Source organism: Pseudonocardia cypriaca, assembly GCF_006717045.1.
GTDB lineage: Bacteria > Actinomycetota > Actinomycetes > Mycobacteriales > Pseudonocardiaceae > Pseudonocardia > Pseudonocardia cypriaca.
In genome coordinates this window covers 2210204-2222699 of sequence record NZ_VFPH01000002.1, presented here as the reverse complement: position 1 = coordinate 2222699, position 12496 = coordinate 2210204, and the positions used below count along the sequence as shown (strand labels likewise).

Genomic DNA, 12496 nt, shown 5'->3' with positions numbered 1-12496 from the left:
TCACGATGCGGCCCCGTACGCGTCGGCACCGGTGATTGCGGCCACGATCTCCTCCTGGGTGGTCGACGCCGTCTCGAACGTGCCGGCGTTGCGCCCGAGGCGCAGCACGACGACCCGGTCGCTCACCTCCCGGACGTCGACGAGGTTGTGCGAGATCAGCAGGACGGCGAGCCCGCGCTCGCGCAGCCGCTTGACCAGGCCGAGCACCTGCGCGGTCTGTTCGACGCCGAGCGCGGCCGTCGGCTCGTCGAGGACGACCATCTTCGGCTCGCCGAGCAGGGCCCGCGCGATCGCCACCGACTGGCGTTGCCCGCCGGACAGCGACGCCACCGGCGTGCGCACGTCCTTGATCTTCACGTCGAGCGAGCGGAGCAGGTCCCGCGCGGCGCGCTCCATCCGGATCTCGCCGAGCACGCTGTGGCTGCGCACCTCGGAGCCGAGGTGCAGGTTCGCGACGACGTCGAGGTTCTCGCAGAGCGCGAGGTCCTGGAACACGGTGGTGATGCCGAGCGACTGCGCGTCCTGCGGGCGGGTGACGCGCACCTGCTCGCCCTCGAACGTGATGGTCCCGCTGTCGGCGGTGATCGCACCGGAGATCACCTTCACGAGCGTGGACTTGCCGGCACCGTTGTCGCCCACCAGCGCCACCACCTCGCCCGCGTGGACGTCGAGGTCGGCTCCGGCGAGCGCCTGCACGGCGCCGTACCGCTTGGTGGCGCCCCGGACCGAGAGCACGGGCTTCTGCTCGGCGGCCGAGTTGCTGCTCGCTCCGCAAGCTCCGCTCGGGCTCACGACAACCCTGCCGCCGTGCACGCCGCCGCGATGTCAGGGGTGCAGATGTCGGACACGGCGTAGAAGCCGTCCGCGACGATCGTGTCCTTGATCTTGTCCTTGGTGACGGCGATCGGGTCGAGCAGCGTGGTGGGAATGTCCGCCGTGCCGTTGTTGACGGTCGTGGTCGTCTTCGGCTTCTCACCCCTGGCCAGCGCGACGGCCGCCTCGGCGGCGTTCTCGGCCTGCTCCTTGATGTTCAGGTAGATCGTCATCGTCTGCTCGCCGGTGAGGATCCGCTGCACCGCGGCGAGCTCGGCGTCCTGGCCGGTCAGCGCGGGGAGGGTGGCGTAGCCGGCGCGCTTGAGCGCGGCGACCGCGCCGGTGGCCATGCCGTCGTTGGCCGAGTAGACGCCGACGATCGAGTCGCGGCCGAGCGACGTGATCGCCTGCTCCATCTGCTCCTGCGCCTTGTCGGGGCTCCAGTCCGGGGTGTCGAACTCGCGCCCGATGGTGACCTTGCCGTCGAGCGCGTTGTGGGCGCCCTTCTTGTAGTCGGCGGAGCTCGGGTCGGTGGGCGACCCGTTGATCATCACGATCTGGCCGGTGGCGGCGGTGCCCCGCGCGGTCAGCTCGTCGAGCAGCGCCTGGCCCTGCACCTCGCCGACCTTGACGTTGTCGAAGGACACGAAGTAGTCGTAGCCGATGCCGGAGATCCGCCGGTCGTAGGCGACGACCGGGGTCTTCTTCTGCTTGGCCTGGTTCACCAGCGGCGCGACGGCGTCGGCGTCGACCGCGTCGAGGACGAGCACGTCGGCGCCCTGGGTGAGCGCCGACTCCACCTGGCTCTGCTGCTTGGCCGCGTCCTGGTCGGCGTTGAAGTAGAGGAATGCGCAGTCCGGGCACAGCTGCCTCAGCTTCGCCTCGAAGACCGGCTTGTCGAACTGCTCGTAGCGGGTGGTCTTCGACTCGGGGAGGAAGAGCGCGACGGTCGCCGACTCGGCGGCCGGGGCGCTGCTCGCGGCAGTGCCCCCACCCCCGCCCGACCCGCAGCCGGCCGCGAGGAGCACTGCGGCCCCTGCCGCGATGATGAGACGTCCTCGGCGCATGGAGTCACCCTCTTGATGCGAGCGGGAGGCGCCCGGTTGAGCGTTGGTAAGAAAGGTAGTTTACTGATGGTGCTGGTGTCCAGACGCCTTCGGCGGCGGGCCCCGGCCGGGAGCGGGGCGGGAGGCCGATGAAGAAGCAGGTCGGGAACCCGCAGCTCCTGCGGGTCATGAACGAGCGGCTCCTCCTGGACCACCTGCGCGAGCACGGCCCGTCCTCGCGCGGCGACCTCGCGGCGGCGAGCGGGCTCTCGAAGCCGACCGTCTCCGCGGCGCTCGCCGGTCTGGAGTCGGCCGGGCTGGTGCACCTCGTCGAGTCGCGCGGCGGCAAGCCGGGGCCGAGCACGGCCATCTACGACATGAACCCGCGGGCCGGCCTCGTCGCGGGCGTCGACATCGGCCGCAAGTGGATCAGGCTGGCGATCGCGGACCTGCGCGGCCGGTTCGTCGGGCGCCGCGACGTGCGCAACACGGCGCGGTCAGGTGCGGAGCTGGTGCGGCGCGTGCAAGCGCTGGCCGGCGAGGTCGCGGCCGACGCCGGGATCGAGTGGGCGGCCGTGCGCTACGCCGTGATCGGCAGCCCCGGCGTGCTCAACCCCACCACCGGACGCCTCGACCTGGCGCCCAACCTGCCCGGCTGGGGGAAGGCCGGCCTGGTCGAGCAGCTGCGCGCCGCGCTGCAGGTGGAGTCGGCGATCGAGAACGACATCAACCTCGCGGCGGTCGGGGAGCTGACGTTCGGTGCCGGCCAGGGCGTGCGGAACTTCGTGCTCGTCTCGGTCGGCACCGGCGTCGGCATGGGCATCGTGATCAACGGTTCGCTGTACGTCGGCAGCACCGGCGCGGCCGGCGAGGTGTCGTTCCTCCCGAGCGGCGACCTGGAGGTGCCGCGGTTCGACACCCGCCAGCGCGGCATGACCGAGGCCGCGACGTCGGCGTCGGGTCTCGTGCAGGCCGCTCGCGACGCCGGGCTGCCGTTCGGCTCGGCGGAGGAGGTCTTCGCGGCCGCTGCCGCCGGGCACGAGCAGGCGCAGGTCGTCGTCGAGGCGGAGGGGCGCCGGATCGGTGCGTTGATCACCGCGGTGGCCGCGATCCTCGACCCCGACCTCGTCGTGCTCGGCGGCGGTGTCGGCCGCAACCTCGACCTGCTCGGCGACGCGATCTCGCGCCGCATGGCCGAGCTCGGGCCGCTGCGGCCGCGGATCGTGCCGAGCGCCCTCGGCGACGGGGGAGTGCTGCTCGGCGCCGTCGCGCGGGCCCTCGACGTGGCCCGCGACCAGCTGTTCGAGCGCCGCTCCCAGGGCGCCTGACGGCGTGTTCCCCGGACGCCGGTGCGTTCAGGCGCCCCTGCGGGTGAAGGTCATGTGCGTGACCCCGCTGGGTGAGGAGGTCGCCTCGACCTGGTAGTCCCTCTCGAGGCCCTCCAGTCCGTCCCAGAGCCGCACGCCCCGGCCGAGCAGGATCGGCACCACCACGGCGTGCATGTGGTCGACGAGCCCGGCAGCGAGGAACTCGCGGATCACGGTGGGGCCCCCGCCGATGCGGACGTCCTTGCCGCCTGCGGCCTCGCGGGCGGCCTCGAGCGCCTTCGCGGGTGACGTGTCGAGGAAGTGGTACGTCGTGCCGCCCTCCATCTCGATCGACGGGCGCGGGTGGTGGGTGAGGACGAAGACCGGGGTGTGGAACGGCGGGTTGGGGCCCCACGCGCCCTTCCAGTCCGGGTCCTCGTGCCATCCGGGGTGGCCCCACTTCCCGGCACCCATGATCTCGGCGCCGATGCCCACGTCGTGCTGCTGGACGAAGGCGTCGTCGACGCCGCCGCTACCGCCGGACTGCCACCACCGGGTGGCGAACATCCACTGGTGGAGCCGATCCCCGGCGTGACCGAAGTGGGCATCGGCGCTCTGTCCCTCACCGGTGCCGAAGCCGTCGAGTGAGATGGCGAAGTTCTGGACGCGGGCGAGCGACATCGTCGGTGCTCCTTCGGTAAGCGACGGCGATACTGTGTCTAGCAGAAACAGTATCTGGTGGACACTGTGTACCGGAGTTGCGGCACTCGGCGCAAGGGTTCCGGGCGGGCTCTCGCTCGGTGGTCGTGACAGTCGGCGCCACGCCGTCTCAGCCGGGACGACCTGCACGCCTCCGTGCGGCGTAGGCGCGGCGCATCTTCACCAGGTTCCCGCAGCCGGCCATGGAGCACCAGCGCCCCGAGCGGTTGCGCGAGGAGTCGTAGTACGCCCAGCGGCAGGACTCTCTCGCGCACACCTTCAGCCGGTCCCACCCGTCGCTCTCGGTCGCCGCGGCGAGCACGGCCGTCAGGCCGCCGAGCGGGTCGTCCGCCGCGGGAACGAGCCTGCGCCCGCCGGCGCCGTCGAACCGCAGGTGGAGCGGCGCGCGGTCGAGTGCGGCGTGGAGCGGCTCCAGACCGGCTGGGTCGACGGGATGCCCTGCGTGGGCCTGGAGCGCGACGCGCAGGCCCTCGCGGATGGCGAGTGCCCGCCGCAGGTCGGCCGCGGTGAGTGCCGCGGACGGCGCGAGGAGGTCGCGGGACGCGAGCCAGTTCCGCAGCTCACCGGGGTCGGTCAGCTGATCCCCAGTACATGCAGCTGGTCCTCGGCCTCCCACCGCTGGAGGCGGCGGCGTGGACGGTCCCGTCCGCACTCGGGTACCTCCTGGGATCGGTGCTGGGCCCGCCCATCGGCCGCCGGGTGCGGCCCGCGTTCGTCATCGCGGCCGGGTTGGTGCTGGCCGCGCTCGGCTTCGGGCTGCTCACACAGGTCGGCGCGGGACCGGCCGTCCTCGTCACCGGAACGGTCGTCTTCTCCGTCGGCCTCGCGCCCGTGTACCTGCTGACCACCGAGATGATCGTCTCGGCCGCGCCCGCGAACCGGGCGGGAAGCGCGTCGGCGATCTCCGAGACGGGCGTCGAGCTGGGCGGCGCGCTCGGTGTCGCGGTGTTGGGCAGCATCGGCGCGGCCGGCTACCGGTACGCGATGGGCGCGGCGGCGCCTCCGGCGGTTCCGCCGGGCCTCTGGGTGGACGCGCGGGGCACCCTCGGTGGGGCCGTGGCCGCCGCAGAGCAACTGCCGGACGGTCCGGCCGCGCAGCTGGTGGCCGCCGCGCGTGCCGCCTACGACACCGCGTTCGCGACCGTCGCGGCGGTCGGTGCCGGTCTCCTCGCGGTGGTCGCGGTCGCGGCGGCCGTCGCGTTGCGCGGGGTCCGCTCGTGATCGCTACCGGTCGCGCCCGCGGGGGAACTGGATCTCCACGGCGGTGCCGGCCGAGCCGGTCTCGACGTGGACGACGTCGGCGAGCTGCCGGATCATCCAGATCCCCATGCCACCGAGGTGCCCGCGGCTGGGGTCCGGTGGGCGGAAGCCCTTGGTCGCGATGTCGTCTCCAGGACCCTGGTCGTCCACGCGCAGGATGACGTGCGTGAGCGTGGCCCAGACCCGGACCCGGCAGGGCCGTTCGCCGTGGCGGACGGCGTTGGTCAGGACCTCAGCGGTCGCGAGCTCGAAGTCGTAGTCGTCGTTCCGGGGCAGCCCGAGCCATGCTGCCGTCTCCGATGCCGTGTGCCTGGTCTTGGCCAGCTGCTCGGCCGCGGTGAGCCAGATGTCGAGCGGCGGGTTCGGCGGCGTCGGCGACAGCGGGCCCGGGTGGGCGCCCAGGAACGTGTCGGGCGGGAGGTAGGCGTCGCTGCGGACGGTGCTGCCGTCGGGTTCGAGCAGGTAGGGGTGCACCTGTCCGACCTGCTCGACGACGGCGGCCGGGTAGCGGCGCGTGTCGTAGAGGCAGGCCCACGGGAACCCGTAGACGCCCATGACGTCGTTGCTCGCGGCCTCGAACCGGAGGTAGGCAGCCATGCGCCCGTCGTGGGTGGCGGTCGGGTTCTCCGCGAGCAGCCGGACGGCGTTCCCGGCCTCGGCCTGTTCGGCCATGAAGGTTCGCAGCCCCGAGAACATCGGGCCGAGGCTGTCGTAGTCGACGCCGGGCACGTGCCACCGCACCTCGTCGTGGTCGGAGCCGAGAGCGTCCCGGAGCTGCGATGCCGCCTCCGGCGAGACGATCGCGAGCGTCGTGTCGCGGCCGGCCAGCCCGGACCGCAGGAACGGCAGTACCCGCCGCCGTAGATCGTCCGCCGACTCGTACAGCGCGACAGCGTGGCATGGCGGACCGCCTGCCGCCGTCTCGCTCCCCCGGTGGATGGTCACGCCGCCAGATCCCCGATCGTCACGTTGAGCGTGTTCCCGGCCCGAGCTGTCCTATTCGCGAAGCGTCGGTGCAGCTGGGACGGGGTGCGGCGCACGGCCGGGACACCGGGTTGCGGGAAGGTGAATTTTGGTTGGCCAGATGCTGAAGCAGCCGGTCGGCCGACGGGAAGGTGCGCAATCGTTGGCGGATGGTGCGGCAGGAGTACTACCACGATCCCGGCGCCCCTCCGGCCAACTCCCTGACACCCACCGCCTTCGCGGCGGTGCGCGACGACGCGGGCTGCATCCTGCTCGTGCGTCGGATGGACACCGGGAACTGGGAACTGCCAGGTGGAAGGGTCGAGCTCGGCGAGTCCGCCGAGGTCGCGGCCGAGCGGGAGGTGGCCGAGGAGAGCGGTGTGATCATCAGGATCACCGATCTCCTCGGCGTGTACAGCGACCCCGGCCACATCATGGTGTACCCGGCCACCGGGGAGGCGCGGCAGCAGTTCGCGGTGTGCTTCCACGCCCGGCCGGTCGAGGGCGGTCCGCAGCCCGACCACGACGAGACCTGCGAAGCGGCGTGGGTCCACCCCCGGCAGGTGCCGCGGATGCCGATGCACCCGAGCATGCGGCGGCGGGTCGGCGACGCCCTGTCCCGGTCGCGCCCACCGCGCAGCCGGCTCCGGTCCGGGGACCGGTTCGGCTGAGCGAGCCCTCCGCCACGGCCGTCACACCGTCGGGACGCGCTTCCCGAGCTCGTAGGACTCGATGATCGCGTGGGCCAGTGCGAGCGCGCGCCGGCCGGCCCCCGCGTGGACCGGCGGGGGACGGCCCTCGGTGAACGCGGGGAGCATGGCGTCGAGGTACCGGTCGAACGTGGCGTGGAAGTCGCGGTCGCGGTCGTTGAAGTAGCCGGCCTGCCACACGCGGCTGGTCTCGTCGCCGGCCGGGGTGAAGGTGTAGCGGCGGACCGTGTCCTCGATCAGGACCCGCCCGTCCAGCCCGTTGACCTCCAGCAGGTGCGTCCCCGGATAGCTGTACGACGAGTCGTAGGTGCCCAGCAGGGCGCCGACCGCCCCGTTCGCGAACTCGAGCGCCACGCTCGTCGTCGAGCACCCGCGGCCCGTCACGTCGCTCATCTGGGCCATCACCGATGCCACCGGCCCGCACAGGTGCTCGAGCAGGTCCAGGCCGTGGCACTGGGTCTCGATCAGGTTCGCGTACGGGTGCGGGCTCGTGCCCGGCTCGCCACCGAAGCGCCAGTTGGCGAACGTCAACCGGCCGAGCTCCCCGGCGTCGATCGCGTCGACGGCCAGTCGCATCGGGCGCGCGTAGCGGTGGTTGAAGTTGATCGCGAAGAACAGGTCGCGCTCGGCCGCCTCGGCCAGCAGGGTGTCCGCCTCGTCCAGCTCGAACACGAGCGGTTTCTCCACCAGCAGCGGGAAGCCGGCCCGGATGATCTGCAGGGTGGGCCCGAAATGGCCCATGTTCGGCAGGCATACGGACACGAGGTCCGGCCGCTCCCGCTCCAGCATGGCGTCCAGGTCGGTGTAGCCGGGCACGCCGAACTCGGCGGCGCGCCGTTCCGTGCGTTCCGGGGTTCGCCCGGCCACCGCGCACAACTCGGTGTCGGTGCGCGTCGAGAACGCCTTCGCGTGCTGGCGACCCCACCAGTCGCCGGTGCCTACCACCGCGACGCGGACGGGCTCCTCACCCATGGCGCTGCTCCCTTCGCTCGGCGGCCGGCCGGGCGCGCCGCCGGCTCAGCCGGGTCTGGACGAGGACCACGAGCAGGAGGAAGACACCGCTGACCACCTGCTGGTAGTACGAGCTGAGGACCCCGACCTGGTTGATCAGGTTCTGGATCACCTTGAGCAGCAGCGCCCCGGCGAGGGTGCCGCTCAACCCGCCGCTCCCGCCCGCGAGCAGCGTGCCGCCGATGACGACCGCGGCGATCGCCTCCAGCTCGCGACCTTCCCCGATGGTCGGCAACCCGGAGGAGGTCTGGGCGGCGACGAGCACCCCGGCGACCGCGGCGAGCAGCGCGCTCAGCACGTACACGGTGACCTTCACCGCGGACACCGGGAGGCCCATCAGCTCGGCGCTGTCGGCGGAGCCGCCGATCGCGTACACGGACTGGCCGAACCTGGTTCGGCTCAGCACGAGCGCGCCTGCGCCGAGCACGACGAGCGCGACGTAGACGGGCGCGCCGATCCCGGCGATCGTGGCCTGGCCGACGCGGGTCAGCACCAGCTCCGCGGGGATGAGGCGGACCTCGTTGCCCTCCTGCGAAGCGGCGAGCGCGAACCCGCGTGCGAACAGCAGGGTGGCGAGCGTGACGATGAACGGCGCCATCCGGGCGTGGCCGACCAGCACGCCGTTCACGAGCCCGATCAGGCCGCACACCGCGAGGGGCAGCGCCACCGCTGCGACCGATCCCCACTGCGCCCCGTAGGCGGTCAGCACGCCGGAGAGCGCGAACACCGATCCGACCGACAGGTCGATGCCGCCGCTGATGATCACGAAGGTCATCCCGACCGCGATGAGCACGAGGTAGGAGCTGTCGAGCGCGATGTTGCCGAGGTTCCGGGGCCCGATGAAGCTTCCGCCGAAGACCACCGCGCCGAGCGCGACCACCAGTGCGAGCACGATCGGCGCGCTGCCGCGGCGGGCGAACGAGGCCGCCGTGCTGCCGGCGTCGACGCGGAACGGGTCCACCACCTGCGCGGTCATGCGCCACCTCGATCCCGTTGGACGTAGACCGCGACGACGATGATGCCCGCCTGGATCATCCGCGACAGCGAGTCCGGCAGGTTGTGCTGGATCACCGTCGCCGCGATGAGCTGCATCAGGACGGCCCCGGCGAGCGTGCCGACCACCTTGATCCGCCCGCCGGACAGCGGGGTGCCGCCGACGACGACCGCCGTGATCGCGCTCAGCTCGATGAGCAGCCCGGTGAAGGACGGGTCGCTCGCGCCGAGCCGCGCGGTGTTGACCACCCCGGCCACCGCCGCGAACATCCCGCTGAGGATGTACACGGCGAACAGCGTGCGCCGCACGGGCAGGCCGGCCAGCACGGCCGCGGTGCGGTTGCCGCCGATCGCGACGAGCCTGCGGCCGAAGATCGACCGCCGGACCACGACGATCACCATGGCCGCCAGTACCGCGGCGATGAGCACCGTGATCGGTACCCCGAGGACGCTGCCGTTGCCGAGCGCCCCCAGCGTCGGGTCGAAGATCTCGACGAGCCTGCCGTCCGCGAACACGAGCGCCAGCGCCCGGCCGGCGACCAGCACCCCGAGGGTGGCGATGATCGGCTGTATGCCGAAGACGGCGACCAGCCCGCCGGTCAGCGTGCCGACGAGCGCGCCGACGACGATCGCGACCGCGATGGCAGGCCAGGGTCCGTAGCCCAGGTAGAGCGGGACCACCGCGGCGGCCAGCGCCATGACCGAGCCCACCGACAGGTCGATCCCCTCGGTGGCGACGACCAGCGCCATCCCGAGCGCGACGATCGCGATCGGCACGACCTGGACCAACTGCAGCCGCAGGTTGGCCAGGGTGGCGAAGTGCGGCGTGAACGCGAGGTTGAAGAGCACGAGCACCCCGAGCGCCACGTACACGCCGTGGTCGCGCAGCCGTCGCAGCGCGAGGTCGTTCGGTCCGGGCGGTGCCGTGATCGGGTCAGCCATCGACCGTCACCGCCCGGTCCGCATCGTCGGACGCCGCCGCGATCGTGGTCATGATCTGGCTCTCGCTGATCGCGTCGCCGGTGAGCACGCCGACCACGGCGCCGTCCCGCAGGACCAGCACGCGGTCGGCGCCCTCGACGATCTCCTCCAGCTCCGAGGAGATCAGTACGACCCCGAGGCCGTGGGAGGCGAGCTCGTCGATCAGCGACTGGATCTCGGCCTTCGCGCCGACGTCGATGCCGCGGGTGGGCTCGTCGAGCAGCAGCACCCTCGGTTCGAGGCAGAGCATGCGCGCCAGGAGGACCTTCTGCTGGTTGCCGCCGGACAGGTCCCGTACCGGCTGGTCGGGCCCCGCGATCTTGATGCGCAGCCGCCGCACGAACACGTCGACGATCTCGCGGCACCGCCGCTCCGTGACGAAGCCGGCCCTGGTCAGCCGGGGGAGCGCCGCCAGCACGATGTTGTCGTGCACGGACAGGTCCGGGATGACGCCTTCCGCCTTGCGGTCCTCGGGTACGAGGGCGACGCCTGCTGCGATGGCGGCCGCGGGCGACCAGCGCCTGCGCCGGACACCGTCGACGCTGATCGAGCCGCTGTCGACCGGGTCCGCGCCGAACACCGCCCTTGCCGTCTCGGTGCGCCCGGAACCGAGCAGCCCGGCAAGTCCCACCACCTCGCCCGCGTGCACGTCGACGCTCACGCCGGCCAGCACGGGCGGGCGGGTCAGGCCGGTCGCCAGCAGCACCGGATCACGCAGCGCCGGATCAGGCAGCGCCGGCTCGCCGCCGCCGTGAGCCTCGCCGAACCGCGTCATGCCGTGCTCGCGCACCTCGTCGATCCGGCGACCGAGCATGGTGGCGACCAGCGCGAGCCGGCTGGTGCCGGCCACCGGACCGGTGTGGACCCGGCGCCCGTCGCGCAGCACCGTGACCCGCTGGCACAGCCGCTCGACCTCGTCGAGCTTGTGCGTCACGTACAGCACCGCGACGCCGTCGTCGCGCAGCAGCTCGATGACGCTCGCGAGCCGGTCGACCTCGCGCGGCTCCAGCGACGACGTCGGCTCGTCCATGATCACGACTCGCGCGTCGGCGGACACGGCCCGCGCCACCGCGACCATCTGCTGGACACCGGCGCCCAGCTCGCCGACCGGCCGCCGGACGTCCACCGAGACGCCGTACCGGGCGAGCAGGTCGCGCGCGGCGCGGTGCATGGTGGCGAAGTCGATGAGGCGGAGCCGGTTCAACGGCTCCCGGCCGAGGAACAGGTTGCGCGCGACACTCATCCCCGGCACGAGGTTCAGCTCCTGGTAGATGGTGCTGATCCCGGCGGCCTGCGCGTCGCGCGGCGCCCCGAAGCCCACCGGCTCACCCCGGTACCGCACGACGCCGCCGTCCGGCCGGTGCACACCTGTGATGATCTTGATCAGGGTCGACTTGCCGGCGCCGTTCTCACCGACCAACGCGTGGACCTGGCCGGCGTGCAGGGCCAGGTCCACCCGGTCGAGCGCGATGGTGCCGGCGAACCGCTTGGAGACCTCGACGACGTCGACGGTGGGCGAGTCCGGTTCGGGTACGGCCACCTCAGTACGCGTTGCCGAGCTCTGCCGAGGCGTTGACCGTGGTGTACTCCTTGTCGGAGATGATGGTCTTCGCCGCCACGCCCTTGCCGCTGTAGAAGTCCTCGAGGGCCTGGAAGGCGAGCGGCCCGAAGCGCGGGTTCGACTCGATCACGCCGGAGATCCAGCCGTCGACGATGCCCTGCACCGCGCCCTTCGTACCGTCGATCGTGACGATCTTGACGTCACCGGGCCCCTTCCCAGCCGCCCGCAGCGCCGCCACCGCGCCGAGCGCCATCTCGTCGTTCTCGGCGTAGATCGCCGTGATGCCGGGGTTGGCGGAGATGAGCTGCTCGGTGACCGTGCGCCCCTTCTCGCGGGTGAAGTCCGCGGTCTGCTCGGCCACCACCTCGAGGCCGGAGTTCTTGGCGGCGAGCTGGTCCTTGAAGCCCTTGGTGCGGTCCACGGTGACGTTCACGCCGGACGCCCCGAGCAGGATCGCGGCCTCGCCCCGGTCGCCGGTGGCCTGCATCAGCGCATCGGCCGCCCGCTTGCCCTGCTCGACGAAGTCCGAGCCGATCCAGCCGATGTAGTCGACGCACGGCGTCTTCGAGGTGAGCAGCCGGTCGATCGTCATGATCGGGACCTTGGCGTCCTGCGCCGCCTTGAGGGCCGGGTCGAGGCCTTCGGAGTTCAGCGGGGAGATGATCAGGGCCTTGGCCCCTTGGGCGATCATGCTCTGGATGTCGGCGATCTCCTTGTTGAGGTCCGACTGGGCGTTGGTCGTGATCAGGTTGATGCCCCGCTTCGCGGCTTCCGCCTTGATCGACTCGGTCTCGGTGATCCGGAAGGGGTTGGCTTCCTTCTCCGACTGGGCGAAGCCGACCGTGATGGTCCCGAGGTCCTGCTTCGGTACCCCGCCGTTGTACCTCTCCGCGGTGCAGCCGCTCTCGCCTGCGCTCGCCGTCGCCTGGACCTGCTGCTGGGCGGCACTTCCCGCCTGCTGCGGGGCGCCGCTGTCGGCGCTCTTGGTGCAAGCGGTGACCGAGAGCAGGAGTAGAGCTGCGACGGCCACCCCGCCGGTGCTGCCGAATCGCCTGGAGCGGTACATCGGAGAGCTCTCCCTTCGTTGGGCGGAGCGAACGACCCGAGCGGACCTGCCGAGTTGTGACATGA

The 12496-nt window shown here is 72.1% G+C and carries 13 protein-coding genes; 3 read left to right on the top strand and 10 right to left on the bottom strand.

Annotated elements, in window-relative coordinates:
* Both FB388_RS28095 and FB388_RS28090 read right to left on the bottom strand, forming a co-directional pair.
* Entirely contained in the window at positions 1-735 is a 735-nt protein-coding gene (locus FB388_RS28095) for an ATP-binding cassette domain-containing protein (protein WP_142105132.1), read from the bottom strand.
* Between the two features lie 53 nt (positions 736-788).
* A complete protein-coding gene (locus FB388_RS28090) occupies positions 789-1880 on the bottom strand; it encodes a substrate-binding domain-containing protein (RefSeq protein WP_142105131.1) in 1092 nt (363 codons plus the stop codon).
* A 128-nt stretch (positions 1881-2008) separates the two neighbouring features.
* Between FB388_RS28090 and FB388_RS28085 the strand changes: the two genes are divergently transcribed.
* Positions 2009-3187 carry an ROK family transcriptional regulator gene (locus FB388_RS28085; protein ID WP_142105130.1) on the top strand — a complete coding sequence of 393 codons (1179 nt, stop codon included), beginning with the start codon at positions 2009-2011 and terminating at the stop codon, positions 3185-3187.
* 27 nt (positions 3188-3214) lie between these two features.
* On the opposite strand, the gene FB388_RS28080 is transcribed toward FB388_RS28085, so the two are convergent.
* On the bottom strand, positions 3215-3847 hold the full coding sequence (locus FB388_RS28080) for a dihydrofolate reductase family protein (RefSeq protein WP_142105129.1): 633 nt from the start codon (positions 3845-3847) through the stop codon (positions 3215-3217).
* 148 nt (positions 3848-3995) lie between these two features.
* On the bottom strand, positions 3996-4502 hold the full coding sequence (locus FB388_RS40595; RefSeq protein ID WP_142105128.1) for a CGNR zinc finger domain-containing protein: 507 nt from the start codon (positions 4500-4502) through the stop codon (positions 3996-3998).
* Between FB388_RS40595 and FB388_RS28070 the strand changes: the two genes are divergently transcribed.
* The gene (locus FB388_RS28070; RefSeq protein ID WP_142105127.1) at positions 4478-5107 is read left to right on the top strand and encodes an MFS transporter; all 630 of its coding nucleotides are present in this window, start codon (positions 4478-4480) and stop codon (positions 5105-5107) included. The genes FB388_RS40595 and FB388_RS28070 overlap by 25 nt on opposite strands.
* A 3-nt stretch (positions 5108-5110) precedes the next feature.
* Here FB388_RS28070 and FB388_RS28065 read toward each other — a convergent pair whose 3' ends face one another.
* Positions 5111-6091 carry a sensor histidine kinase gene (locus FB388_RS28065; RefSeq protein WP_142105126.1) on the bottom strand — a complete coding sequence of 327 codons (981 nt, stop codon included), beginning with the start codon at positions 6089-6091 and terminating at the stop codon, positions 5111-5113.
* Positions 6092-6279: 188 nt separating this feature from the next.
* Between FB388_RS28065 and FB388_RS28060 the strand changes: the two genes are divergently transcribed.
* Positions 6280-6780, top strand: coding sequence for an NUDIX domain-containing protein (locus tag FB388_RS28060; protein WP_142105125.1), 501 nt, complete (start codon positions 6280-6282; stop codon positions 6778-6780).
* A gap of 21 nt (positions 6781-6801) precedes the next feature.
* Here the strand turns inward: FB388_RS28060 and FB388_RS28055 are convergent, their stop codons facing one another.
* The 5 genes from FB388_RS28055 to FB388_RS28035 are packed head-to-tail and all read right to left on the bottom strand — an operon-like array spanning position 6802 to position 12431.
* On the bottom strand, positions 6802-7791 hold the full coding sequence (locus FB388_RS28055; protein WP_142105124.1) for a Gfo/Idh/MocA family protein: 990 nt from the start codon (positions 7789-7791) through the stop codon (positions 6802-6804).
* A complete protein-coding gene (locus FB388_RS28050) occupies positions 7784-8806 on the bottom strand; it encodes an ABC transporter permease (protein ID WP_142105123.1) in 1023 nt (340 codons plus the stop codon). The genes FB388_RS28055 and FB388_RS28050 overlap by 8 nt, the downstream gene beginning before the upstream one ends.
* Positions 8803-9765: an ABC transporter permease gene (locus FB388_RS28045; RefSeq protein ID WP_142105122.1), complete on the bottom strand. Its 963-nt coding sequence runs from the start codon at positions 9763-9765 to the stop codon at positions 8803-8805. The genes FB388_RS28050 and FB388_RS28045 overlap by 4 nt, the downstream gene beginning before the upstream one ends.
* Positions 9758-11344: a sugar ABC transporter ATP-binding protein gene (locus FB388_RS28040; RefSeq protein WP_142105121.1), complete on the bottom strand. Its 1587-nt coding sequence runs from the start codon at positions 11342-11344 to the stop codon at positions 9758-9760. The genes FB388_RS28045 and FB388_RS28040 overlap by 8 nt, the downstream gene beginning before the upstream one ends.
* A 1-nt stretch (position 11345) precedes the next feature.
* Positions 11346-12431 carry an ABC transporter substrate-binding protein gene (locus tag FB388_RS28035; RefSeq protein ID WP_142105120.1) on the bottom strand — a complete coding sequence of 362 codons (1086 nt, stop codon included), beginning with the start codon at positions 12429-12431 and terminating at the stop codon, positions 11346-11348.
* Positions 12432-12496 lie beyond the last annotated feature (65 nt).

Coding starts and splice junctions, on each gene's coding strand:
- FB388_RS28090 (WP_142105131.1), bottom strand. CDS start 1,880: ATGCGCCGAGGACGTCTCATCATCGCGGCAGGGGCCGCAGTGCTCCTC.
- FB388_RS28085 (WP_142105130.1), top strand. CDS start 2,009: ATGAAGAAGCAGGTCGGGAACCCGCAGCTCCTGCGGGTCATGAACGAG.
- FB388_RS28080 (WP_142105129.1), bottom strand. CDS start 3,847: ATGTCGCTCGCCCGCGTCCAGAACTTCGCCATCTCACTCGACGGCTTC.
- FB388_RS28070 (WP_142105127.1), top strand. CDS start 4,478: ATGCAGCTGGTCCTCGGCCTCCCACCGCTGGAGGCGGCGGCGTGGACG.
- FB388_RS28060 (WP_142105125.1), top strand. CDS start 6,280: ATGGTGCGGCAGGAGTACTACCACGATCCCGGCGCCCCTCCGGCCAAC.
- FB388_RS28055 (WP_142105124.1), bottom strand. CDS start 7,791: ATGGGTGAGGAGCCCGTCCGCGTCGCGGTGGTAGGCACCGGCGACTGG.
- FB388_RS28050 (WP_142105123.1), bottom strand. CDS start 8,806: ATGACCGCGCAGGTGGTGGACCCGTTCCGCGTCGACGCCGGCAGCACG.
- FB388_RS28045 (WP_142105122.1), bottom strand. CDS start 9,765: ATGGCTGACCCGATCACGGCACCGCCCGGACCGAACGACCTCGCGCTG.
- FB388_RS28035 (WP_142105120.1), bottom strand. CDS start 12,431: ATGTACCGCTCCAGGCGATTCGGCAGCACCGGCGGGGTGGCCGTCGCA.